The organism is Streptomyces sioyaensis (assembly GCF_004122735.1).
Lineage (GTDB): Bacteria > Actinomycetota > Actinomycetes > Streptomycetales > Streptomycetaceae > Streptomyces > Streptomyces sioyaensis.
On record NZ_SDIF01000009.1, the window covers coordinates 25,680 to 47,990 of the forward strand.

General features: G+C 67.7%; 15 protein-coding genes. 12 read left to right on the plus strand and 3 right to left on the minus strand.

The features are described 5' to 3' along the window. The first annotated feature begins 238 nt into the window (after positions 1-238). Positions 239-2,356 carry a DUF2075 domain-containing protein gene (locus tag EST54_RS05095; RefSeq protein ID WP_239012923.1) on the plus strand — a complete coding sequence of 706 codons (2,118 nt, stop codon included), beginning with the start codon at positions 239-241 and terminating at the stop codon, positions 2,354-2,356. Positions 2,357-2,411: 55 nt separating this feature from the next. Here EST54_RS05095 and EST54_RS35220 read toward each other — a convergent pair whose 3' ends face one another. Next, positions 2,412-2,540 (minus strand): DUF6408 family protein, encoded by a 129-nt coding sequence (locus tag EST54_RS35220; RefSeq protein WP_239012692.1) that lies wholly within the window; start codon positions 2,538-2,540, stop codon positions 2,412-2,414. A 452-nt stretch (positions 2,541-2,992) separates the two neighbouring features. Then, the gene (locus tag EST54_RS05100; protein ID WP_167511486.1) at positions 2,993-4,864 is read right to left on the minus strand and encodes a DNA/RNA helicase domain-containing protein; all 1,872 of its coding nucleotides are present in this window, start codon (positions 4,862-4,864) and stop codon (positions 2,993-2,995) included. A gap of 686 nt (positions 4,865-5,550) precedes the next feature. Between EST54_RS05100 and EST54_RS05105 the strand changes: the two genes are divergently transcribed. From EST54_RS05105 to EST54_RS05155, 11 genes are all read left to right on the plus strand, one after another. Further along, entirely contained in the window at positions 5,551-5,901 is a 351-nt protein-coding gene (locus tag EST54_RS05105; RefSeq protein WP_239012691.1) for a hypothetical protein, read from the plus strand. A 102-nt stretch (positions 5,902-6,003) separates the two neighbouring features. Beyond that, positions 6,004-7,359, plus strand: coding sequence for a type VII secretion integral membrane protein EccD (gene eccD, locus EST54_RS05110; RefSeq protein ID WP_129245468.1), 1,356 nt, complete (start codon positions 6,004-6,006; stop codon positions 7,357-7,359). Positions 7,360-7,422: 63 nt separating this feature from the next. After that, the gene (locus tag EST54_RS05115) at positions 7,423-8,598 is read left to right on the plus strand and encodes a MinD/ParA family ATP-binding protein (protein ID WP_129245470.1); all 1,176 of its coding nucleotides are present in this window, start codon (positions 7,423-7,425) and stop codon (positions 8,596-8,598) included. A 37-nt stretch (positions 8,599-8,635) separates the two neighbouring features. After that, entirely contained in the window at positions 8,636-12,610 is a 3,975-nt protein-coding gene (gene eccCa / locus EST54_RS05120; protein WP_129245472.1) for a type VII secretion protein EccCa, read from the plus strand. Positions 12,611-12,692: 82 nt separating this feature from the next. Then, positions 12,693-14,111, plus strand: coding sequence for a DUF6177 family protein (locus EST54_RS05125; protein WP_129245474.1), 1,419 nt, complete (start codon positions 12,693-12,695; stop codon positions 14,109-14,111). A gap of 195 nt (positions 14,112-14,306) precedes the next feature. Then, complete coding sequence (locus EST54_RS05130) at positions 14,307-14,639, plus strand: hypothetical protein (RefSeq protein ID WP_129245476.1); 333 nt, start codon at positions 14,307-14,309, stop codon at positions 14,637-14,639. A 49-nt stretch (positions 14,640-14,688) separates the two neighbouring features. Continuing rightward, the gene (locus EST54_RS05135; protein WP_129245478.1) at positions 14,689-15,000 is read left to right on the plus strand and encodes a pore-forming ESAT-6 family protein; all 312 of its coding nucleotides are present in this window, start codon (positions 14,689-14,691) and stop codon (positions 14,998-15,000) included. Positions 15,001-15,123: 123 nt separating this feature from the next. Further along, positions 15,124-15,576, plus strand: coding sequence for a DUF6507 family protein (locus EST54_RS05140; RefSeq protein WP_129245597.1), 453 nt, complete (start codon positions 15,124-15,126; stop codon positions 15,574-15,576). Continuing rightward, positions 15,573-17,993, plus strand: coding sequence for a hypothetical protein (locus EST54_RS05145; protein WP_129245480.1), 2,421 nt, complete (start codon positions 15,573-15,575; stop codon positions 17,991-17,993). Before EST54_RS05140 ends, EST54_RS05145 begins: the two co-directional genes overlap by 4 nt. Next, positions 17,990-18,493, plus strand: a complete 504-nt coding sequence (locus tag EST54_RS05150) for a hypothetical protein (protein WP_129245482.1) — start codon at positions 17,990-17,992, stop codon at positions 18,491-18,493. Before EST54_RS05145 ends, EST54_RS05150 begins: the two co-directional genes overlap by 4 nt. A gap of 1,345 nt (positions 18,494-19,838) precedes the next feature. After that, on the plus strand, positions 19,839-20,396 hold the full coding sequence (locus tag EST54_RS05155; protein WP_239012690.1) for a hypothetical protein: 558 nt from the start codon (positions 19,839-19,841) through the stop codon (positions 20,394-20,396). 809 nt (positions 20,397-21,205) lie between these two features. On the opposite strand, the gene EST54_RS05160 is transcribed toward EST54_RS05155, so the two are convergent. Further along, complete coding sequence (locus tag EST54_RS05160; RefSeq protein ID WP_129245485.1) at positions 21,206-22,021, minus strand: SDR family NAD(P)-dependent oxidoreductase; 816 nt, start codon at positions 22,019-22,021, stop codon at positions 21,206-21,208. Between the last annotated feature and the right edge of the window lie 290 nt (positions 22,022-22,311).

A 22,311-nucleotide genomic window follows, 5' to 3' on the forward strand; every position in this document is an offset into this window, starting at 1 on the left:
GCCGGCGCCCACTGTGGCTTGTTGGCACGTGCGTCGGACATGAGCAGCCACCGTCTCCGTACCACGTGATCCAGCCACTATCACCGCAGTTCCGGCCGACAGCCGTGGTGACCTTTTTCGACAGGCAGAGCCTTACCTAAGATCACCACAACCGAATTGCGGCCCGACGGGCTTCCTGAACAGGACATGCCCCCACCCGCACGAGTCTCTCGTGCCCTGGGGGAACCACCTCGTGTCCATGCTCCTGCTGAAACTTTCGGCGCAGGATCTGCTCACTCTCGATTCGCGTGATCGGATGGTGCCGCACCTTGCGGCCCGGTGGCGGTACTTCCGGGGAGCAGACGCATCGGAGTCGGAGCGTTCCGCATGGGCGGAGAGTCTGGTGAGCCTCGCGAACGACCTGGTCGCGGCGGGACGTGGAAACGTGGAGATGATCGTCGAGTGTGCTGCCACGCTCGACGAGGCGATCTGCCCTGGTGACCCCCGCCTTATCGACGTTGTTCTGGTGGGACGTCATCCAAAGCGTCACGTTGCCTCTGTGCAGTTGGTCGAGTTGAAGCGTTGGTCGACGGTGAGCCGGGTGGAACGGGCGACCGCGGATCTGTTGCACGTGCCGGGCCTCAAAGGGGAGAAGAAGCACCCGGCGCTGCAATTGGGCGCATATTACGAAGCGTTCACGAGCGCTCGCGGCCCGTTCCAGGGGGCCGACTTCGAATGTGGCGGTTTCGCCTACCTGCACAATGCCACCGACGATTCCGTACGGACCCTGATCGACGTGGACGCACCGACAGGATCCTACGCCCGCATATACACGAGTGATCGGCGCGAGCAGCTGCTGTCCGATCTCAGGAAGCACTTTGCCGAGGAAGGCGCGGCCTCCGTGGCCGAGAGGATGTTGCAGAGCATGGGTCTGCGCAACACCCCGCTGCTCGACGCCATGATCTGGTCTCGAGGAGCCGACACCGTCTTCACCCTGCGCGGGCGGCAGAAGGAGGTCGCCGACCAAGTGCTTGAGACGGCTTCGAAGGTCCTGCCGGACCCCCGGCGCCCCGCTTTGGTGCCGGATAAGCGGCGGGTGATCTTCCTCGTGACCGGTGGCGCGGGAACGGGGAAGAGTGCGATCGGCCTGCAGATCAAGGCGGAACTGGAGGCCCAAGGCCGTACGGTCAAGTACGCCAGTGGCAGCCGGGCCTTCAACGGGGCCCTTCAAGAGCACGTCGGCTACGGAGACAAGCAGTTCAGGGAGACGTTCACCTATTTCAGTAGCTTCGTCACCCCACCCGACCCGCTCTTGGACGTGCTGATCTGCGACGAGGCGCATCGTCTCCGGGACCGGTCGACCAGCCGATTCTGGAAGCCCGAGGACTGGGGCACGGGCCCACAGGTGGACGAACTCCTCGCGGCGTCCCGCCTGACGGTTTTCTTCCTGGACGAGGGCCAGTCCGTGCGACCGAACGAGGTCGGTACCGTTGGTCTGATCAGAGACGCGGCCGAACGCCACGGCGCCCGGATCGTTCCGTACAAGCTGCGGGAGCAATTCCGATGCGGTGGCAGTGACGCCTACGTCCGCTGGGTACGGGCATTGCTCGGAGTGGCGGACGAGGAGCCCGGTAAGTGGCGACCGGACGGACTGATGCACATCGAAGTGGCGGACACCCCGGAGGAGCTCGAACAGATCATTCGTACGGAAGCACTCGCCGGTGCGTCCGCGCGCATGGTCGCCGGCTACTGCTGGCCATGGACGAAGCCGCTCGGCAAGGAGCGACGGCTGGAGGCCGACGTCCGCATCGGTAAGTGGTACCGGCCGTGGAACGCGGACAGTGAAAGCTTCTGCGAGGACGAGGCGCCGCCGTCGAGGATCTGGTCGGTGCATGAGAACGGCCTCGGTCAGATCGGCTGTGTCTACACGGCGCAGGGGCTGGAATGGGACTGGTGCGGTGTGATCATGGGTGAGGACATGGTGCGCCGCGATGACGGGTGGGTGTTCCGACGGGGCAAGGAACGCAAGACAGCGGAGTCGGGCATCAAGCGGGTCGCCGAGCCGGGTTCGTTCGATCCGAAGGTGAAAGCCGGCAGTGTCGACGACGAGGGATTCGCACGGCTCATCCGGCACGCCTATCACGTGCTGCTGACCCGGGCCAGCCGCGCCACGGTCCTCTATTCCACGGACAAGGAGACCCGGGACTACCTCAAGGAACTCGTCGGCAAGGCCGAGATCCACGGATTGCGTCCCACCTGGGAGAACTTGCCGGTGGAAGCGCGTATGCCGCATCTCCCTCGGCCGGGCCGAGGGCGGGGCAAGGGAAGAGGTCGTAAGGGTGCGGGGTCGCCCGCACCTGATCTACGGCTGTTCTGAGTAGCGCTGTTGCACGAGTAGGTGGCGGGCTCACCGGGCCCGCCACCGGTCTGCGCTAGAAGAGCAGACTTGCAACCGCCACCAGGGCCGTCACCAGAAGGTTGGAGACGACTGTGACAGCGATCTCGATCAGGATCGCGCGGATCCTTTCACGACGCGCAGGCTTGTACTCGACCGAGGTCATGACCACTCCAAAGCAGTGAGATCGGAATGGCAGGGGGACGCCCTACCGGGCATCCACGCTCGCGTCGCGTGTCACCACACGACGGGCACAACCATTCGTCACCCGCAGCTCATTGGAGCGAACTCAGGAACCGCAGCCTCGTACCCTCCGGGAAGGTGCGCAGCGCGATCATGCTATCTCGTGAGTCGGCTCCGAGGGTGTGGATTTCGCGGTGGAGCGTCTGGACCGTGTAGGCATGACTTCGGGCGCTGTCGGGGGCTAGGGGGTGTCTCTCCGATCTCCGTGGGCCTGCGACGCCTGGCACCGCACTCCCCCCCCAACTAACGCTGGGGGTAACCCCACGCCGCGTTGTCGCATCACCCACGGACACCCAGTCCGCGGGAGACGCTCCGCCTTGCGATGCACGGCACCAGACGACGCAGGCTGATCCACGGAGATCGGAGAGACACGCCCTAGAGCGCTGAAGGGATCAGTGAGCGGAGCTTCTCGCGGGTTTCCGGGTCCGTCGAGTAGACGATCGTGCCGATCATCCCCCGGGTCAGCAGCACCTTGTAGGTGTTGCGGACGAGGCGGTCGACGTCCTTGTCCGGGGTGGCTTTGGTGAAGGACGGGTCCTTGGAGGCGCTGCGGTCCACCATCCATCGGTCCGTACGCCAGACGAGGTCCGGACCCATGATCACGCCGGACCAGTCGTACTCGAAGCCCTGTGCGGTGTAGACGCACCCGATCTGTCCGAACCCGGCGGGGTCGGTGGCCCAGAGGGGCGCCGGTGGGGCGCCGAGCAGGGCGCGGTCGCCGTAGAGGTTCCACGGTCTGGCCCAGTCGCCGATGACCACATCGCTGGGCAGAGAGTGCATGCGCGAAGTGATCTTCGTCGTCCACTTCCAGCAGTAGCCCGCGGACAAGCGCGCGCTGTAGCCCTGGGCCCGTCGGGCGGCCAGGAGGTCCTCCAGCTCCTGCGGGCTGTCGGCGGTCAGAAGTCGCACCTTGCCGTCCGGCTCCCACACGGTGGGTGCATTGCCTTCGAGTCCCAGCAGGTCGATCACCCATTGCAGGTAGGCGTCGCTGCCACCGCATCGGAATTGGCTGTCGAGCCTCACTACCGTGCAGTCCAGATCCTGTTCGACCGCAGCCGCCTGGATCTGTTCCACGGTTCCCATCTCGCCCGGACGCACCACCTGGTGCTGGTCCAGCAGGAACACCGGAACCCGAGCGGCGTCCATCAGCTCTGCCACCTGTGGCCGGCCGGTCCGCAGAGCCGCCTTGGTGTAGCGGTTGGCGGAGGTCTTGCGGAGCCGGTGCGCTTCGTCGCAGACCAGCACGTCTAGGTCGTTCGGTTCGGCCTCCATGAAGCTGTTGAAATATCGGAAGAGCCGCTGGACCTCGGGCTTGCGAGCACCGGCGACCTTGCGCATCGTCTTGGTGAACGACTGTGAACCGGTGGCGTGCAGGGTGGGCACCCCGCGCCGGTAGAGGTCGCCCAACAGGGAGAGGGCGATCACGCTCTTGCCGGAGCCCGGGCCGCCGGCCACGACGACGACCTGCTTGCGGTTGGACCGTCGGGCCTGTCGGACCGCCGACATGACCGTTTCGTAGGCGAGCCGCTGTTCGTCCAGCAGGACGAACTGCTCCCGATTGCGTACCTCTTCGGCGGCAACGGTCATCAGTTGCCGGGACGGCCGGGCCTTGCCCTGCAGCAGGGCATCGGCTGCCTTGGCCCCCGGCTTCGCCGCCAGCTTGGAACGCAGGTAGCCGAGGAAGGCACCGCGCTGGTCACCGGTGAACATCCGACCCCGATCGTCCTCAGTGACGGCGCGGAGCCCCGTCACCCCGAAGTCGGTCGCGTTGTGCAAGTAGGCGACCCCTGCGACCGACTCCGGGATCCGTTCCAACGCTCCATTGAACGAGACCAGGTAGTCGCAGTAGCCGCGCACCTGCTCGATCGGGTTGAGGACCGGATCCGGGTAGGCGTCTATGCGGCACAGCAGCGGATCGTCCTCCGCCGGGTAGGCCTCGCTCCACTGTTTCAGCTCGACCACCACGTACGAGGGCGCTCCGGTGCTCGGATGAACGCCGGCCAATATCACGTCCGCGCGCTTGCTGGTCAGGGGCAGCCCGTACTCCAGCAGCATCTCGACTTCACCGAGCCCGGCTTCGATCAGCGCGTTGGTCAGCGCGGGGATGCTGCGCTCCCAGGAGCGCACCTCCGTCGGCTGGGGCCGGTGACGGTGCTTGTGCAGAAAATTCTCGGTAAGAAGCTGCGCCAACCGGCCTTCGACGTGCGTGCGAGTGGCCAACGACGCCGCGGACTCACGGAACAGCAAGGACATTGCCCCCAGGCAGCACGAAGTGGCTCGCGCGGGTGGGGGCATGTCCTTCAGTTCCACAGACGTGGAGCGGAAGCCCGTCGGGCCGCTGAGATGGTTATCGTCATCCTAGAACAGGACGTGGATCAGGCACTCGGAGCTGGGCAACCCCCGCGTACGTCGGCACTGGTGACGCTCCTCCGACGCATGGTGCCTCTTCACGTTGATGGCAGGTAGCTCTGAGCTTTGGTTACGCCGAGTGCTCCCTCTCTCAAATCGCTCTCTGGGGCGCATCATGTGGAGTGCGTCAGGGCACTGCAGCGGGCGGAAATTTGTGTCTGACCTGCGGTTTCCCGTGCGCATGATGTGCACTGTGGGCGTCATGGCGAGTGACGTCGACCCTGGTTGCCATGAGGCCAACTACACGGGCGCTGTTGGCCCGCCCCGGTTTCACGCAGCGAAGGCGTGCCTCAGCAGAGGTCCCCGTACCGCAGTCTCGGTATTGCGTTGCGGTGCCACTGGCATCCGAAAGGGCCGATCCGCTCATGCCCTCCCGACGACGTTGGCGTGTACTGCCAACTACCCATGCTCTATGTTGCAGGGGCAATCTAATGGGGTTCGAATCACGCAGGCAGAGCAGCCGCGGTTCCAGTCGATGACCTTCGTGACTGAGGCGACGCACAACTGAGGCGACGGACGAGGAAATGGCGCGGGATTACGACAGTCAGCTGCTGGAGTCGGTGGCAGTACGGCGGCGCAGGATGCGCGATGCGCTGCTGTTCGGAGCGCAGCGGGGGCGGCGTACTGCTGATGAGCGGCTCGGGAAGGTGTTCGCGGGGATCGCTATCACGGCTGTCCTGTGTGCGGGGTGTGTCGGGTGGTCGTTCCTTCAGCACACGCTGGCGCAGCAGAAGGCAGAGCAGGAGAAGCAGCAGCGTCAGGTGCAGCAGTACGAGCGGCCGACGAGGTCGGCGAAATCCTGGAAGTCCACAGTTCGGATCGGATTCGGACAGTTTTGCAGCAATCCTGGGAGTCGTGCGAAGAGCTGCCGGTGACGGGAGAGGGGCTCGCCGATGTGGGGCCAGGCGGAGATGAGAGTCGCAAGCGCGCCCAGTTGGCCCGATAGTTCGTCAACGCCCGATGATAGGTTCCCGTAAGTGGTGAGCAGAGCAACGACTTCCCAGGGGCAACTGAGCCGAGTGACCTTGGTCGGTGAGCGACGCCGGGCCGACATCGTCCTGCTGTCCGATACGCCTATTGGGCAACTGCTCCCGGATGTTCTGCAGTTGCTGGATGAGCGGCCCGCATCGCGCCCGATGACCCGGCAGTTGATGACGTCCGACGGCTCCGTCCTGCCGCACGACAGCACGCTGGCGTCGGCCGGGATTGCCGACGGTGCCGTGCTCCGGCTCGTCAGTACCCACTCCGCGCCGCCCGCCCCTGTAGTGCACGACGTCACCGACCAGGTGGCCGGCGACCTCGACCTGCGGGCTTGGCGCTGGCGTCCCGCCGCGCGCCGGGCCGGCGCGGGCGTGGCGACCGTCGTCTTCGCGGTGATCGCCGCGCTGCTGGCCCGGCGTGAGTTCGCGCTCGGTGCCCTGGTCGGGGCTCTTTCGGCCGTCGCGCTGGCGCTTCTGGCGGCCGGTGCGCTTGTCGCCAAGGTCGGACGGGGGAACCGGGGGCTGGCGACCGCGCTGCTGGTCGCCTCCGGCGGGCTTGGCGTTCTCACCGCGTGGACAGCTGCCGACGCGTACGGCTGGCCGGGTACCGCGCGGCTGGCCGCCGTGGCGGGCGCGCTGGTCGTGACGCTTGTGTTCCTCGGTTTCTTCTCGCCGCTGGGCAAGGGCGGGCTCGTTGGTGCCGTGACCACTGCCACGATCGTTGTTGTGTGGGAGGCGGTCGCTGCCGTTCAGGGGGATCCGGCCCGGCTCGGTGCCGTCATGGCCGTCTTCTCTCTGGTGTTGCTCGGTGTGCTGCCGCGGCTGGCCCTGATGGCGTCGGGGCTCACCGCGCTCGACGACCGTCGCTCGGGTGGCGTCTCCGTCAGCCGTCACCAGGTGGGCACCGCGCTCGCGGCGACGCACCGCGGCCTTGCCCTCTCGACGACCGTCACCGCGGTCTCGGCGACCTCTGCCGGCTGGCTGCTCACCCTGGCCGCGAAGCCGTCCGTATGGACCGTGTTGCTGGCATCGCTCGTCGTCGTGGTGCTCGTGTCGAGGACGCGGGCTTTCCCGCTGGTCGCCGAGGTCGTTGCGCTCTTCGCTGCCGCTTCGTGCCTCGTGGTGCGCCTCGTGGTGTGGTGGATGGAGCATGCAGGGGGTGGTGGGCCGCTCGCCGTGCTGTGTGTGGCTGCGGTGCTGCCGCTGCTCGTTCTGGCGGTGCAGGTGCCCGAGCATGTGCAGGTGCGACTGCGGCGCATGGCCGATCTGGTCGAATCCGTCGGCATGGTGGGGCTCTTTCCGCTCACCTTCGGTGTGTTCGGTGTGTATGGGCAGCTGCTCAACCAGTTCTGACAGTTCTGAGTCGATGTGCAGACCGCTCCGTGCGGGGCAGCAGGTTGGGGGAGAAGGGGAGGCATGCCGAACGGAGACGGCTGGCAGGGTGAGGTGCTGCGCGACCTGAGAGGCGGTGCCCAGCAGCAGGGTCCGCAGGGCGCCGGCGGGCAGGCGTACGGTGCTTCCGCGCCGGGTCCGGGCTCTGCTGCACTGAGTGCCCAGGCGCCGGACGCCGCGCATGAAGGTGGTGCGCCCGGACAGGCCGGCTACCAGTACCAGCGACAGGAGCAGCAGGCCCCGGCCGCGTACGCCCCGGGCCCCCAGCCCCACAGCGCCCCCGGTTCCCTGCCCGTGGTGGCCAAAGAGCTGGCGGACGCGGTACGACGCAAGCCGCAGTACGGCGAGTCCCTCGCCGCCCGTGCCGCACGCGCAGTGCGCCGCACGCTCTCTTCGTCGGCCGCTCGCGAGGTCGCCGAGATCACCCGTACCGCCGAGATGCTCCAGCGGCCCGTGACGACCGGCCGGCAGATCGCCGTCACCTCCATCCGGGGCGGATCCGGCAAGTCCACCGTCGCCGCGCTGCTCGGCATCACGTACGCGCACTACCGGCACGATCCGGTCCTCTTCCTGGAGGCGGACCCGGCACTCGGTTCGCTGCCGGTGCGGCTCGGCGCCGAGTCGCTGCGCTGGACCACCAGCGAGATCGCGGACATCGTGAAGCCGGACATGTCGCTGCTCGACGTCACCGGATATCTCGTCCAGCTCCCCGACAACGCCTGGCTGCTGCCCGCGAGCCAGGGCCAGATCGGCGTGATGCTGGACAGTCGGGCGTATGAGCAGGCAGTGGTCGCGCTGCGCCGCTACTTCGGTGTGATGGTCATCGACTGCGAGACGCTGCCCGCGGAAGTCGCCCGGGTCGCACTCGCCGCCGCCCACGGCCGAGTTCTGACCACACCCGCCACGCCGGAAGGCCTCACCAGTACCTACTCGGTGCTCCAGTGGATGCAGGGGCTGCCCCGGCACGTAATCGCCGGCACGGTTGTCGTGCTCACCGAATTGGTGCCCCACCCGGGACTCGACCTCGGCGAGGCCGTCGAGCGGATCAGGTCCACCGGGGCAAGCGTTCAGGTCCTGCCGTACGACCGGAACTTGGCGGCCGGCGGCCCGGTCCATACCGAATTGCTCGCTCACCCGACCAGGCAAGCGGCCGCCCGCCTCGCCGCGGACGTCTTCCACCTCTCCCAGAAGCGGCACTGATCCAGATGCCGAGCCCGACCGTGAATGACGGACGACGATGAGTACCCGACTGATCCACCGCCCGGCCCGGACCATCAGGCCCCCGGCCGCCTCCGAGGCGCGCATCATCGAGGCCCCGCCCAACCTCCCCGAGGGGAAGGCGGGAAACATTGCGATGTCGCTGCTGCCGGTCGCCGGCGTCATGTCGTCAGTGGTGATGATGACGGTCGTGCGCAACAGCCAGTTCGCCGGGCTCGGCGCCATCATCCTCGTCGTCACCGTCATCGGCTCCGTCGCGCTCGTCTTCTCGCAGCGCGGCAAGGCCCAGCGCACCCGGCGCACTCAGCGCGAGGCGTTCCTCGCCTATCTGGAGGACCTGCGCGACGAACTCTCCGCCGAGGAGCGCCGACGGCGCGAGCGTGCAGAGGTCCTCAACCCACCGCCGTCCGCCCTCTACGACATCGTGCGCGATCCGGCTCGCCTCTGGGAGCGCCGCCGCGTCGACGCCGACTTCCTGCGCGTGCGTGTCGGTACCGGCGAGATGCCCGTCCGCGATCTGCAGATAGCTCAGCAGGGCTCGTCGGTCCTCACCCCGCCCGACCGCTTCATGCTCAACGAGGCGTCGGCGCTCATGGCCCGCTTCCGCACCGGCACCGAACTCCCCCTCACCGTCCCGCTCGACCGCGTCGGCAATGTCAGCGTCATCGGTGCCCGCGAGGACTGCGTGCGCGTCGCGCGCGCCCTACTCGTCCAGGCCGCTGCCCTGCACGCCCCCGACGATGTGGTGATGGCGCTCGCGGTGCCCGGGGACCGGGTCGCCGACTGGGAGTGGGCCAAGTGGATGCCGCATCTGCTCGACACCGAGCAGTACGACGGCCCCGTCGCCGCTCGCCGTATTGCCCCCTCCGCTCCCCAGCTCGCCCGGCTGCTCGGTCCCGAACTGCGCCGCCGCGCCTCGTATGCGGCCGAGGTACGGCGCGGCCTGTCCGGCAACGATGCCCTGTCCATGACGTCCCGGCTGCTCGTCGTCGCCGACGGGCACGGCCAGGACGCCGTCGACCTGCCGCGTCCCGACGAGGCGGTCGGCCTGATGGAGATGGGCGTCACCGTCCTGCACCTGATCGAACAGCGGGTGCAGGAGCCGGGACATGTCGGTGTGCGGATCACCGTCGATGGCGATCAGGTGCTCATCGAGGACCTGCGCGAGCAGGAGCCGGTCAGCGCCCACGGCACCGTGGACGAGGTCGGCATCCCGTTCGCTGAGGGCCTGGCCCGGATGCTGGCACCGCTGCGGCTGTCCGCCGAGTCGCTCGTCGACGCTCCCCTGACCGGGCCCGTCGACTTCGCCGGCCTGCTGGGCATCGACGACCTGGCGCAGTTGGACGTGTCGCGGCTGTGGGCGCCGCGCGGTGAACGGGCCTTCCTGCGGGTACCGATCGGCATCAACGACTCCCACGAGCCGGTGCTGTTGGACCTGAAGGAGTCCTCGGAGCTCGGCATGGGCCCGCACGGCCTGTGCGTCGGCGCCACCGGCTCCGGGAAGTCGGAACTCCTGCGTACCCTCGTCCTCGCCCTGGTGGCCACCCACCCACCCGAGGACCTCGCCCTGGTCCTCGTCGACTACAAGGGCGGTGCGACCTTCGCGCCATTCGCGACCCTGCCGCACGTCGCCGGTGTCATCACCAACCTGGAGAACCAGGCCGGCCTCGTCGAGCGCGTCCACGCCTCGCTCGCTGGCGAGGTCAAGCGCCGTCAGCAGGTCCTCAAGGACGCGGGCAACGTCGCCGACATCGGTGACTACGCGGCGCTGCGTGCGAGCCGGCGGCCCGACCTGGACCCACTGCCGCACCTCTTCGTCGTCATCGACGAGTTCGGTGAACTGCTCACCGCCAAGCCGGACTTCATCGACCTGTTCCTGTCCATCGGCCGCATCGGCCGCTCCATCGGGGTCCACTTGCTGCTGTCCAGCCAGCGCATCGAGGGCGGCAACCTCAAGGGCCTGGACACCTACCTCTCCTACCGGCTCGGCCTGCGTACCTTCTCCGCCGACGAATCCCGCACGGTCCTGGACACCACGGACGCCTTCCACCTCCCGCCGCTGCCCGGATTCGGCTACCTCAAGGTCGACACCAGCCACTACGACCGTTTCAAGGCGAGCTACGTCTCGGGCGCCTACCGCGGCCCCGCGCAGCGCTGGGAGGAAGAGGACACCGGGCCCCTCGTCTTCCCCTACGAAACCTTCAACGCCACGGCCGGTGCTGAGGATGCGAGCGCGCAGGATCCGACGGTGCGGCGCCGCGAAACCGGACCGACCGAACTCGGCGTCGTGGTCGAGCAGCTGGCGAACGCCGCCGGCTCGGTGCGCCGCATCTGGCTGCCCCCGCTGCCCGACGCAATCGCCCTGGACACGGTCGCCGGACCGCTGGACGTCGGCCCGCGCGGTGTGCAGCTCTCCAAGAGGCGCGGCCCGCTCCAGGTACCGCTCGGCCTACTCGACGACCCGGCCAAGCAGTGGCAGGGCCAGTGGTACCTGGACCTCACTGTGGCGGGCGGCCATGCCGCCGTCATCGGCGGCCCGCAGTCCGGCAAGACCACGCTCCTGCGCACCTTTGCCCTCTCGCTCGCGCTGACCCACACCCCGCAGGAGGTCGGCATCTATGGCCTCGACCTGGTCGGCGGCGGCCTGGCGGCCCTGTCGGGCCTGCCGCACGTCGGCGGCATCGCGGGCCGCGCCGACCGCGAACGCGCGGCCCGCACCGTCGAAGAAGTACGGAACATGCTCGCGGCCAGGGAGGATCTCTTCCGCGAGCACGGCATCGACTCCGTCGAGCAGCTGCGCGACCTACACGCAACAGGCCGGCTGCCCCAGCTGGCATCAGCCGAGATCGTGCTCGTCATCGACGGCTTCGGCGCACTGCGCGACGACTTCGAGGACCTGGACGACGACATCGCCGACATCCTCAAACGCGGCAGCGGTTACGGCATCCACGTCGTCGCCGGCATGCTCCGCTGGAACGACGTACGCATCGCCACCCAGTCGAACTTCGGTACCCGCGTCGAGCTGCGGCTGAACGACCCAGGCGAGTCCAGCATCGACCACAAGCTCGCCGCGACACTCTCGCCCGACGAGCCCGGCCGTGTCCTGACCGACGGCAAACTCTTCGCACAGGTCGCACTTCCCCGTACGGACTCACTCGCCGACACCGCGGACATGGGAGCGGTCCTGGAGCGAGCGGCCCGGACGATCCGCGCCACCTGGAGCGGCGAGGTAGCCCAGCCGGTACGGGTGCTGCCGCACATCCTTCAGCCCAAACTCCTGCCAGGTCCGGTCGCCGAACCCGAGCGGGTGCCCATCGGCCTGGACCAAACGGCGCTCCAGCCCGTGATGCTCGACCTGTTCCAGCATGACCAGCACCTGCTGATCATGGGCGACAGCGAGTGCGGCAAGACGAATCTGCTGAAGACCATCGCCTCCGGGCTCATCGAGCGCTACAGCGAGGACGAGCTGGTCTTCGCGATCATGGATCCCAGGCGCACTCTGCGCGGTGCGATCCCCGAAGAGTTCAACGGCGGCTACGCGTACAACGCCAAGCTGTGTGCGGGCCTCGCCGCCGGTATCGCCACCGAACTGGACAAGCGGCTACCTGATGACAACGCGCGCCTTGAAGACCTGGAACCCGGCAGCTGGGGCGGCGGCCCGCGGATCGTGGTCCTCGTCGACGACTACGACGTGCTCACCACCGCCGGCCAGGAACCGCTGTCCCCGTTCCTGCCGTACATCCCGTCCGCCGCGGACATCGGCCTCCACTTCGTCCTGACCCGCCGCGTCGCAGGCGCCTCACGCGGCATCTACGAGCCGCTGGTGCAGGGCCTGCGCGAGTCGGGATCCTCAGCACTCCTCATGGCGGGGGACCGTAGCGAGGGCCAGCTGTTCCCCGGCGTGTACGCCTCCCAGCAGCCGGCGGGCCGCGGTGTGCTCATCCGCAGGGGCCAGACCAACCGCCTGATCCAGACCGTGCACTCCTCCGAGTGACACACCGGGCAGCCCTCCCGCACCCGCGGGCCAAGAGACGTACGGCATCGATGCCACGAACGACGAAGGACCGGACGACCACATGACCAAGGACGTCATCGCCCTCACTCAGCGCATGCCCGACCCGTGGACCATGCTCGCGGGCCTGCTCTCCGGAGGCCCCGACAAGCTCGTGGACGCGGCGGGCGAGGGCGCCGTCATGCGACTCTGCGACCGCGAGGGCCGACCGTTCGTCTCCGTCGAGGCACCGCTGCTCGTTCAGGTTCCCGGCGAGGCCGAGCGGCTGCTCGGAGCCACCCCGCCGCCGGTCCCGTACTGGTGGACGGAGGCTCGCGCCACGACCGGTGTCGAAGACGCCGAGCGCCTCGCGGGCACCTTCGCGGCCCGGCTGGCCACCCTGGCCGACGGCTCCGCCTGGCCGCCTGAGGCCGCGCGATCCCTGGCCGTGGTGGAAACCGAAGACGTGAGCGTCGCGCCCACGCCCGCCGCCGCGCAGCCCGCCGTCGACGTCCTCACCGACAAGGTCGCCGTCGTCATCCAGGACCGCCCGGTGGTCGCCATGACGGCCTGGCTCTCGGACGCGTTCCGGACCGCCGCGCAGGCCGAGCTGGGCCTCCAGATCGTCAGCCCGGCGGGAACCACGCTCTCCCCGGCCGTACGCGACAGCCTCGGCAACTGGCCGTCACGCTGGGTCGTGCGGGACGAGAAGGACGGTTACTACGACGGGCTGTCCGGAGCCGTACTGCGCTGGCAGGAAGGGATGTTCGCGCCGATGGCGGCGGCCGACGCGACCGCTGAAGATCCGCGCACCCCCGTGGCCGCCTCCTACCAGGAGGCCGCGGCCACCGGCGAGCGTCAGCTGGCCGTGACGTTCCGCATGGTCCACCCCGCGGACAACCGTCTGGTACTCGGCGGCGCGCTGGAGTCGATATGGCGCGAACTCACCGGTGAGCCTCCGGCCGGGTGGGGTACCGCGGAACCAGCCAACCTCCCCTGGTCGCCGCGCCAGATCACCGACATCGCCTACGAGAGGGCGCCGGAGCCGACCTGGGTCGTGGTGGTCGGCAGTCCGGGCCGACCCGGACTCGCCACGGTACGGATCAGCCGTACGCAGGCGGGTGTGGAGGAGCACGTCACGCTCGCCTTCGGCTACGGACCCGACGAGAAGCTGCCGGTGGATGCCCTGTCCGGGGCCGCGGAGCAGCTCGCCACCCGCCACCGCCTCCAGTCGATGCTCGTTCAGGTCCGCAAAGCCCGCCGCGATCTGGCGGTGCCGCACCGCTTCGAAGGGCCTGGTGTGCCACTGGCCTTCGTGCTCGGCGCGGAGGAGGTCCGCCAGCTGCCCGACGACCGCGCCAGGCGCACCCCGCTGTCGCAGTCGCCTGTCCCCCTCGGCCCGAAGACCCGCCCCGCGCTGTACTACCCGCTGCCGGGGGACCCGTCGGACCTGTCGGGCTGGCAGGACTTCGAGCGCCTGATGCGTCATCTGAAAGGCGCGTGAGAGCACCGGGCCGATTGGACCGGGCCGGGCCTGGGGCCTCCGAACCAAGCACACGGCGGGCACCGGCCGGTGGGCGCCTGGTGATTTTGAGCCGTTGTCACACCTTGCCCATAGCATCGGGTTTGTGGATTGCACCGGTGATGCCCCAGTTGATAGGCATGACCGTACATATGATCGTCAAGTGTGGGGGGCTCGATGAAGTTCGACATGGGGGCGCAGACGCTCTCGACCCTGAGGTCGCAGTCACAGGGGTCGAGTACGGAACTGGGCACGTTGATCCGCCAACTCGTGCAGGCAGCACAGCCGCTGGAGGGCAAGTTCAACGGGTCGGGCAAGGTGGCGTTCGACTCGTTCAAGTCGCGCGCGGACGAGATCTCGGCGGCGTTGAACAGTGCGCTTGCCGCGATTGTGGGCGGCCAGTCGGGCATGGACTCGGCATTCAGCTCGGGCGACCAGGAGCAGGCTGACAACGCGCGGTCGCAGATGTCGGCGGCGAACTTCGACGCGGCCCGCTTCTCGGGCCGCTGACCGCTTGATTGCGGCGAAAGTACTTCAAATCTCAGGGGGAGTGATTGTGATGGCTGCTGGCAGCGACCGTCGTTCGTACGACACGGCCACATCGGCGGAGGCCCAGGGCAACATCCAGGCGGTGATCGCGCGCCTGGAGCAGGTGATCGCGGCGCGTGACGCGCAGGTGAAGGCGGCGATGTCGGATTTCGCGGCGGACGGTGTCGCGGACGAATACCACGGCAAGGAACTGCGCTGGAACCGTGCTTCGCAGGAGGTCAAGAGCATCATCCAGTTGCTCAAGACGACGTTGGAGAAGAACGACGGGACCGCGCACCAGACGCTCGCGCGCGCGAAGGCAGCGGTCGACAACATCGGCTGAGCCGGCCCGGCGCACCGGAGGAGAAGCAGCCCTTCGCAGTGCGCCGACGGGCTGTCGGCCGTAGGGGGCGGCGCCACGCGGATCGTGGAGGCGGTGCAACAGATAGATGTACGGGGGGCGTTCATGGCGTCATGGGACATTCAGCCGCAGGGAGTGCAGGGCCAGTTGAAGGTCGTCGGCACCCATGCCGAAGACCTGGGGAAGGCGCTCACCACACTGCTTGCGGACGTCCAGGAGGCGGCTCAGGCGGCGGGCACGGCCGTGCCGGGCTCGCAGGCCAAAACAGTGCCGGGCGGGCTGGTGGCGTCGGGGTACAAGCCGATTGGACCGGTGGCCCCCGCCCTGTTGCCGCAGTCGGCAACAGGCCCGGTCGCCGCCGCGCTGGCCGAGTACGTGAAAAAGCGCAAGCCGGACCTCAAGGCGATGGCCGATCGGTGCCAGGCAGCCGTCCTGGGCGCGGCCAAAGCCACCAATGAGTACGTCGAGGGCGACCTGGAGGCGGCCAAGAACGCCCAGAACGCCGCCCGGGCCGTGCGGGTGGACGCCCTCAAGGACTTCGGGGGGAAGAAGAAGTGAGCAACGTGCCGGTCGACCCGGCCGAGGTACCGGTCTTCACCGGCGACCTGGACGTTCTCGAAACCAAGGTGAAGGCGCTGTCCCGCGGCGGCTCCAAGGTCGAAACCGCCGGCTCGGACGTCCACAAGTCCTTCGCCGGACTGGCTGCCTACTACAAGGCGCCCGAAGCGGAGCAGCTGTTCGGCGTCACCAAACCGGTAGCCGACAAGGCACACGACCTGAGTGACGACATGCATGTCATCGCCCGGGCTCTGGGCACCTACGCCCGCGAGATCACTCCGCTGGTCCGCCAGCTGAAGCAGCTCAAGCAGGACGCCGCCGACTTCCGCGACAAGGACGCCGCCGAGGACGACTGGAGCGAGGACGGCGATCTCGTCGAGGAGAACAACAACCGCCGCAACAAGATCGCCGAGGTATGGGCGGCGTTCCAGGAAGCCGAACGCGACTGCCATGCCAAGATCGTCGGACTGGTCGGCGGACACGCGCTCCACACGATCGACGGCTCCCACCCGAAGGGGTACGGCTACGACGCCGAAGCCCTCAAGCAGTCCAAGAGCCTGCCCTGGGGCGACGCGGTCGAGGAATCCGTTCCCTGGTGGCAGGTGTGGGAGCACGCCTACGACTTCGGCAAGGGCGTCATCGTCGACGGCGCCTGGGGCACCATCAAGGGCCTGGGCACCCTGATCGGCGTCGACGGCTGGGACGCCGCCGGCAAAGCATGGACCGGTCTCGCCAAGCTCTCGACCGGAATCACGATCACCATGTTGCCCATCGTGGGCCCCGCCTACTTCGCGATACCGGGCGACAAACTCCCCTCCTGGCTGCGGGATTCGCGTACCGCGATGAAGGAGACCGGCAAGGCACTCGTGGCCTGGGACCAGTGGGAATCCAACGGCTCCCGGGCCGCCGGCGCGGTCACCTTCAACGTCCTGACCGCCATCATCACCCGCGGCGGCGGCGCCGCCGTGTCGGGTGCGGGCAAGGCCGGAGCGGCGGCCAAGGCCCTGTCCATCGCCGGCAAGGTGGGCCACGCCATCGACCCGATGACCTACGTCTTCAAGGGCGCGGGCGCGGGCATGTCGAAGATCGGCGACGTGATGGCCCACCTCAAGGACGCCGGCCACATCGAGGCCCCCAAGATCTCCGAGGGCGCCTTCAGCCTGCCCGAGGGCGCCACCAAGATGCCAGACGGCACAGTGCAACTCCCCAAGGGCGCCGCCGTCCCGGACGGGGCGATCAAGCTCCCGGACGGCAGAATCAAGCTGCCCGAGGGCACGACCATCCTCCCGCCGAACACGGTGAGGGACCCATACAACGGGAACTACACGGACGCAGCCGGCCATCTCTACAGCAAGGACGGCAGCCTCCTCCAGCACGCCGACGACGCCCCCAAGGGCAAGCCCGCCCAACCTGCCACGGGCGCGGACAACCCGCGGATCGAGACGCCGGTCCGTCAGGATCAGCGGGTCCTGACCGGCGTTGGCGGACGGGGCGACGAGGCCACACGCGTCGGGTCGGACATCTCCGACGCGGCCCACGCTGGCGATAACGCGGGTCACAGCCGCACCGGCCCGGGCGACAGCGGGGGCACCCACCCCATCGGCGGCACGGCCGACAACATGCCCACCAACAACCACACACCCGGCGGTGGCGGGAGCACCCCCCATACCCCGGACACCGGGGGGCTGGACAACTCCACGGGCGCAGCCGGCCACCCCACCGAAACGGGCGGCACGAGCAGCAGCGGCCACGGCTCCGGCGGCGGCCCGTCCATCCCGCACCAGGGCGACGGCCCCATCGGCACCGGTGGAGGGCACGGCCTGGCAGATGGATCCGACGTGGTGACGGTGGCCCCCGAGCACTACGCCTCGGATAAGGTGCCGTACGTCGACGAGCCGCAGCCCAAGGCTGGTGAGGCATACGACGCAATCCGCGCCAATGAGGGTGACACGGTACCGATCGCCGAGAACACGGGCATCGCCAAGGATGTACTGGACCGGGTGAAGCAGCACCTCTTCTTTACGGTGCACCAAGACTTCCCCGTCGGGCCGGGACAGGTCCGGAACGGACGTGTGGCGCCCATGGCGCATGTCGCTGATCTCTGGCAGAGGGCTGAGCGGGGGGAGCTCGACGAAGCGGGCCGAGTCGCCTTCAGGAGACTAATGATTCATGAAGGTGTCGAGAGCGTTCTCATGGCCGAAGGCATGCCATACAGGGCCATGAACTATGACTCCGACGGAGTCAACTGGTTTACGCGGGAACACTACGGTGCGCACGAGGTCTCGCCGCACGAGACACATAGCAACCCCTATGTGGCATGGCGGAAGCTGGGTATGGATCCGCCTCCGTTCGAGGTCTTGCCTGATCTGTCAAACTTGGAGGACCTTATTCAGTACATCCGGAGGAACAAGCCATGAGGACGGCTTCGGCGCTAGCTCTTGCCAAGAGGTTCGAACGAGTTGACTGGGTCGGTTCGTTCGATCGGACCCGTTCGCGTGTGGCACTCATGCGAGAGTTCATGCGGCGATCTGCTCTGTGGGCCCGGGAGATGAGGTGCGACGAGTGGCCGTTCTTCGACATCGCAGGCCACATCAATCCCGAAGCACGGATCGAGGCCGACATTGTGAAGGTTATTGCCGACAAGATCGGCCTGCAGCAGCCAGTGATCCTTGAGACTGTCGAGTGGGCCCTCAATTTCGCTGTGCTGTCGGACATTTCCACGGATCTCGCGGATCTTCCTTCTCCTTTCGAGCCGCTTGTGCAGATGTATGAACGGGGCGGGACATTCAATCTGGATGGCGCTGGCCACATCGAGGTCGATACCGCCGCCATCCCCAAGGGCGGTATCGAACAGGCGTTGGAGCGGGTTCCGCTCGATCTGGATGAGGAGGGTCTTAATGCTCTGGATGAGGAGTGATCTAGGCTCTCTTCGAGGAGCTGCGCTCGAAGGGAATTGACCTGAAGTGACCGAATCGCCGTTGTCGGTCATGTTGAACCGACTCCGCGGTGTGGAGTGGATCGGTGATTGGGGCTACGTGAAGGGGCACGTGATGTCGCGTCGTCATCTGATGCGGGAGTATCTGAGGCGGGCAGCGCTGTGGGCTCACGCATACTCTGCAGAGGACAAGTGGCCCTTCTTCGATGTGACGGAGCACATTGATCCGGGATTCCGACTCTCCCCGTAACTCGCCGCGGAACTCGACGAATTCCTGAGTACAGTTCCGGGCGGACTTCTGGGGAGCACCTGTGCGGGCGCTGTCCGCATGGCGCAACTCCGCGTCCAGGATCAGGCGGGGCTTGCTGATCTCCCCGACCTCTACGAGCCGCTGGTGTGCTCTTCTGCAAACGGGGAGACTTCGTGTACGACAACGGTGGCAGCGTCGATCTGACCGGCGTCTGACTCCGGCCCAAGGGTCTACAACACAACCTCGGCAGTACTCCCCTCGTCGCACTTTGCAGTGACGTTCTCGATGCCCTGGACGGCCAAGGGGCGCATCTCTTTCTACGCTACGGGTGAAGGTCAGGATCCCTCCTTAGGCGCCACCTGCTGCCGGGCGGCGAGGGGCACGACGAGGTGTTCAGCCAAGACCTGGGCCGGGAGCCGACGGACCGGCTTCCAACCTCCGAGAAGAGGTGAAGGGAGCCGGCTGGGTGTGCATCGGGGACAATGAGGTGGTCCTGGCTGACACTTCTCGTTGACCTGACGAACCGGGCTCATCAAACCCCGCAGTCAGCCAACCAGATGGTGTTGCATACCCGGGCCTCGCACATTGCTGCTCCAAGTACGATCCCCAGTAACTCGCCAGAGTTGCACTGCACGTGGCATGAGCAATCGACCGGCATACCCAGCGTCGTTGCGCTGCCAGAACTCCAGGTTCTGGTGAAGGTGAACATCCCATTGGCGTCTCCTGTGCTCCTGCCAAGCTCAGCCTCCGGCACCTCAAGACGGATACTCGCCGCAGACCTGCCCAACATCGATGACTTCGTGCAGGGTGTTGTGCAGGGACTGTGAGCCGATGGGGAGAACCTGAAGTGATCGAGAACTCTTCACGCAGGGTGTTGGAGCGGCTGCGTGCCATTGACTGGGCCGACGATTTCGCGGCATCCGATCACGCCAATTCGCGTGCTCTGCTCATGCGCGAAAACTTGCGAAGAGCGGCTCTTTGGGCGCGTGCTTATGGGGCGGAACAGTCCTGGCCCTTCTTCGACATCGCGGAGCACGTCGATGCGGAGCTCCAGACGCCCCCGACGTCGCCGCCGAGGTGGAAGAGGCCCTGGCCGGGCTCGCCCCGACTTCGCTGAAGCGGACCTGCCGAGCTGCTATCCGGTGGGCGGCGCTGCGTGACGCCCGTGAGGGCTTGCCTGTCGATCTGCCGGACCCCTACGAACCGCTCCTCCTTATGTACGAACGGGGCGGTGGCTACTTCCTCGAGGAGTATCTCGACCTCAACGGCGTGATGATCCGGCTCGGCAACGTGGAGAATAACGCTTCCGCCACGCCCTTCCTCACGCTCGCTCCAGCCACACTCGACGCACTCGACGCCGAAGGTCAGATCACCTACTACGCGAAGGTCAGCGAGGGTTACCCCCGGCACAACCCGCGCGGGATCGTCCGGCGTCGCATCGACGAAGACCAGACGCATGACGAAGCCTTCACCCGGCATCTCCGCTGGGAGCCGACCGAGTACCTCAAGCTGTACGACCTCGGTCACAACGAAGTCGACCATGTCAAGATCACAGAGATCGAGGCTGCCGCATTCATCGAATCGGTGACGACGAAAATCCTGGGCTCCCCACGGCGCATGCCGCGACCGGTATAGGCGACGGTGCTGTTGTGTCAGGATCGCGGGGTAGGTGGCGAGGCTCGGTCGAGAGTGTCGGCCCTGTCGGCCCGTGACGCTCATATGACGCTCCAGCCAGCCGACGCGCACGCTGGCCTGAAAAGCCGGTCTGACCTGCTCTTCTCCCAATATCAGCTCAGCCGATGCGATTCCGGTGACGCATCATGTGGAGTGTGCTGTCGTGCTGGATCGGGTGGTCAAGGGCTCTTGACCTGCGGGCGGGCGGTTCGCTCGACCTGTTTGCCTACCTGCACCGGGTCGAGTGGACGGTTCCCCCGTGATGGGAACGGGTGCTCTGCGCTGTCTCGTGGCGCGGACGGGGTGTCAGGTCATCCGAGTGGCTGGCACACCTGATTCACGTCACTTCCTCCAGGCTGGCGGCCATCGAAGTCAGAGAGGCTCCCCGGCGGTCTGTCAGCGAAGACCGCGGGCTTGCTCCAGCGTGGTCTCGACCAGGCCACGTACCGCATGCTGCGCGGCGTACGGTGCTTGACCTGCTCTGCGTCGGCCTTGCCGCCGGGGGCGGAATTCATGTGCGGAGCACCGCCGCGCTGCGCTTTGATATCCCGTTCGCCCAGCCTGGCAACGCGCGTGCCGTCCCTGGAGTCATACCGCCCGCTACCCTTCACGGTTTCGGAATAGCCGGGGCCGACCCACTTCTGCGCCGCCTCGAGAGCTTCATTCGTTGGGATCTGAGTCCCATCCAGGGAGCGGGACTCGACCAAGTCCGCCGCGGAAGCGGCGGTGACAGAGGCGGTCTGTGTGGAACGGGCCTGTCCGGGAGCCCGCTAAGGGCGCGGGGTGCGCGGCTCGATCCGGTGGTCGAAAGCGGCACCCCCAACGCCGACCGTGGTCACTCCGCCGTCGACGGTGAGGACGGCTCCGTTGACGTAGGACGCGGCGGGCGACAGCAGCCAGTCGATCGCCTCGGCGACCTCCTCCGGATCGCCCGGACGCCCGGCGGGAGTCAGCCGGTTCGCCTCCTCGTATGCCGCCTCGGCACCGCCCGCCAGCCCCGCCTCCGCCGCGAACCGCGCCATCCGCTGGTCGGCCATCTCCGTACGCACCCAGCCCGGGCACACCGCGTTGGCCCGCAGCCCCTGCGGCCCGTAGTCGACGGCGAGGGAGCGGCAGAGGTGGAGCAGACCCGCCTTGGACGTCGCATAGGCGGCGTTGCCGACGCTGTTGCGGAGCGCGGCGACCGAGGCGACCGTGACCACCGCGCCGCGGGCCGCCAGCAGATGCGGCAGTGCGGCACGCAGCAGCAGGAACGGGCCGGTGAGGTTGGTCCGTATCAGCTCTTCCCAGTCCTCGACCGCGGTGTCGCCGACCGCGCCGCCCCGCCCGATTCCGGCGTTGAGCACCACACCGTCGAGTCTCCCGTAGGCAGTCACCGTCGCCTCGACGAGCTCGCGCACGGCCTCGGGGTCGGCAGCGTCGGAAGGGTGGGCCAGCGCTCCGGTCTCCTCGGCCACCCGGCGCAGTGGCTCGGGCCGCCGCCCGGAGATCACGACCTGGTGCCCGGCGGCGCGCAGCAGCCGGGCGGTGGCGGCCCCGATTCCCGTTCCCCCGCCCGTCACCAGGACAACACGCTGTTCCGACATGGTCGTTCGCCTCCGAAGGTGGTCAGCTTCCGGTTCCCCGCACCGCGAGCATAAAGCGCCGACACCGCCGGGCCGACCGGGTACGGCTGCTGTCGGCACAGCGGCTGCGTGCGGGGCGAGGGACGACCGCGGCGAAGGGCAGCGGCGAGCAAGGCGGCGGTCAATCGGTGGAACGGTGTGACGGTGGAGGCTTGCGGCAGAAGCACGCCGCATCGAGACGGTCCTGCTCGTCTCCTGAACGCGGCACTCAGCACTGGTGAGCGGCAGGCCGCCCAGTATGTCTAACTGCG

Coding starts and splice junctions, on each gene's coding strand:
- EST54_RS05135 (WP_129245478.1), top strand. CDS start 14,689: ATGGCTGCTGGCAGCGACCGTCGTTCGTACGACACGGCCACATCGGCG.
- EST54_RS05095 (WP_239012923.1), top strand. CDS start 239: ATGCTCCTGCTGAAACTTTCGGCGCAGGATCTGCTCACTCTCGATTCG.
- eccCa (WP_129245472.1), top strand. CDS start 8,636: ATGAGTACCCGACTGATCCACCGCCCGGCCCGGACCATCAGGCCCCCG.
- EST54_RS05125 (WP_129245474.1), top strand. CDS start 12,693: ATGACCAAGGACGTCATCGCCCTCACTCAGCGCATGCCCGACCCGTGG.
- EST54_RS05130 (WP_129245476.1), top strand. CDS start 14,307: ATGAAGTTCGACATGGGGGCGCAGACGCTCTCGACCCTGAGGTCGCAG.
- EST54_RS05105 (WP_239012691.1), top strand. CDS start 5,551: ATGGCGCGGGATTACGACAGTCAGCTGCTGGAGTCGGTGGCAGTACGG.
- EST54_RS05115 (WP_129245470.1), top strand. CDS start 7,423: ATGCCGAACGGAGACGGCTGGCAGGGTGAGGTGCTGCGCGACCTGAGA.
- EST54_RS05160 (WP_129245485.1), bottom strand. CDS start 22,021: ATGTCGGAACAGCGTGTTGTCCTGGTGACGGGCGGGGGAACGGGAATC.
- EST54_RS35220 (WP_239012692.1), bottom strand. CDS start 2,540: ATGACCTCGGTCGAGTACAAGCCTGCGCGTCGTGAAAGGATCCGCGCG.
- EST54_RS05140 (WP_129245597.1), top strand. CDS start 15,124: ATGGCGTCATGGGACATTCAGCCGCAGGGAGTGCAGGGCCAGTTGAAG.
- EST54_RS05150 (WP_129245482.1), top strand. CDS start 17,990: ATGAGGACGGCTTCGGCGCTAGCTCTTGCCAAGAGGTTCGAACGAGTT.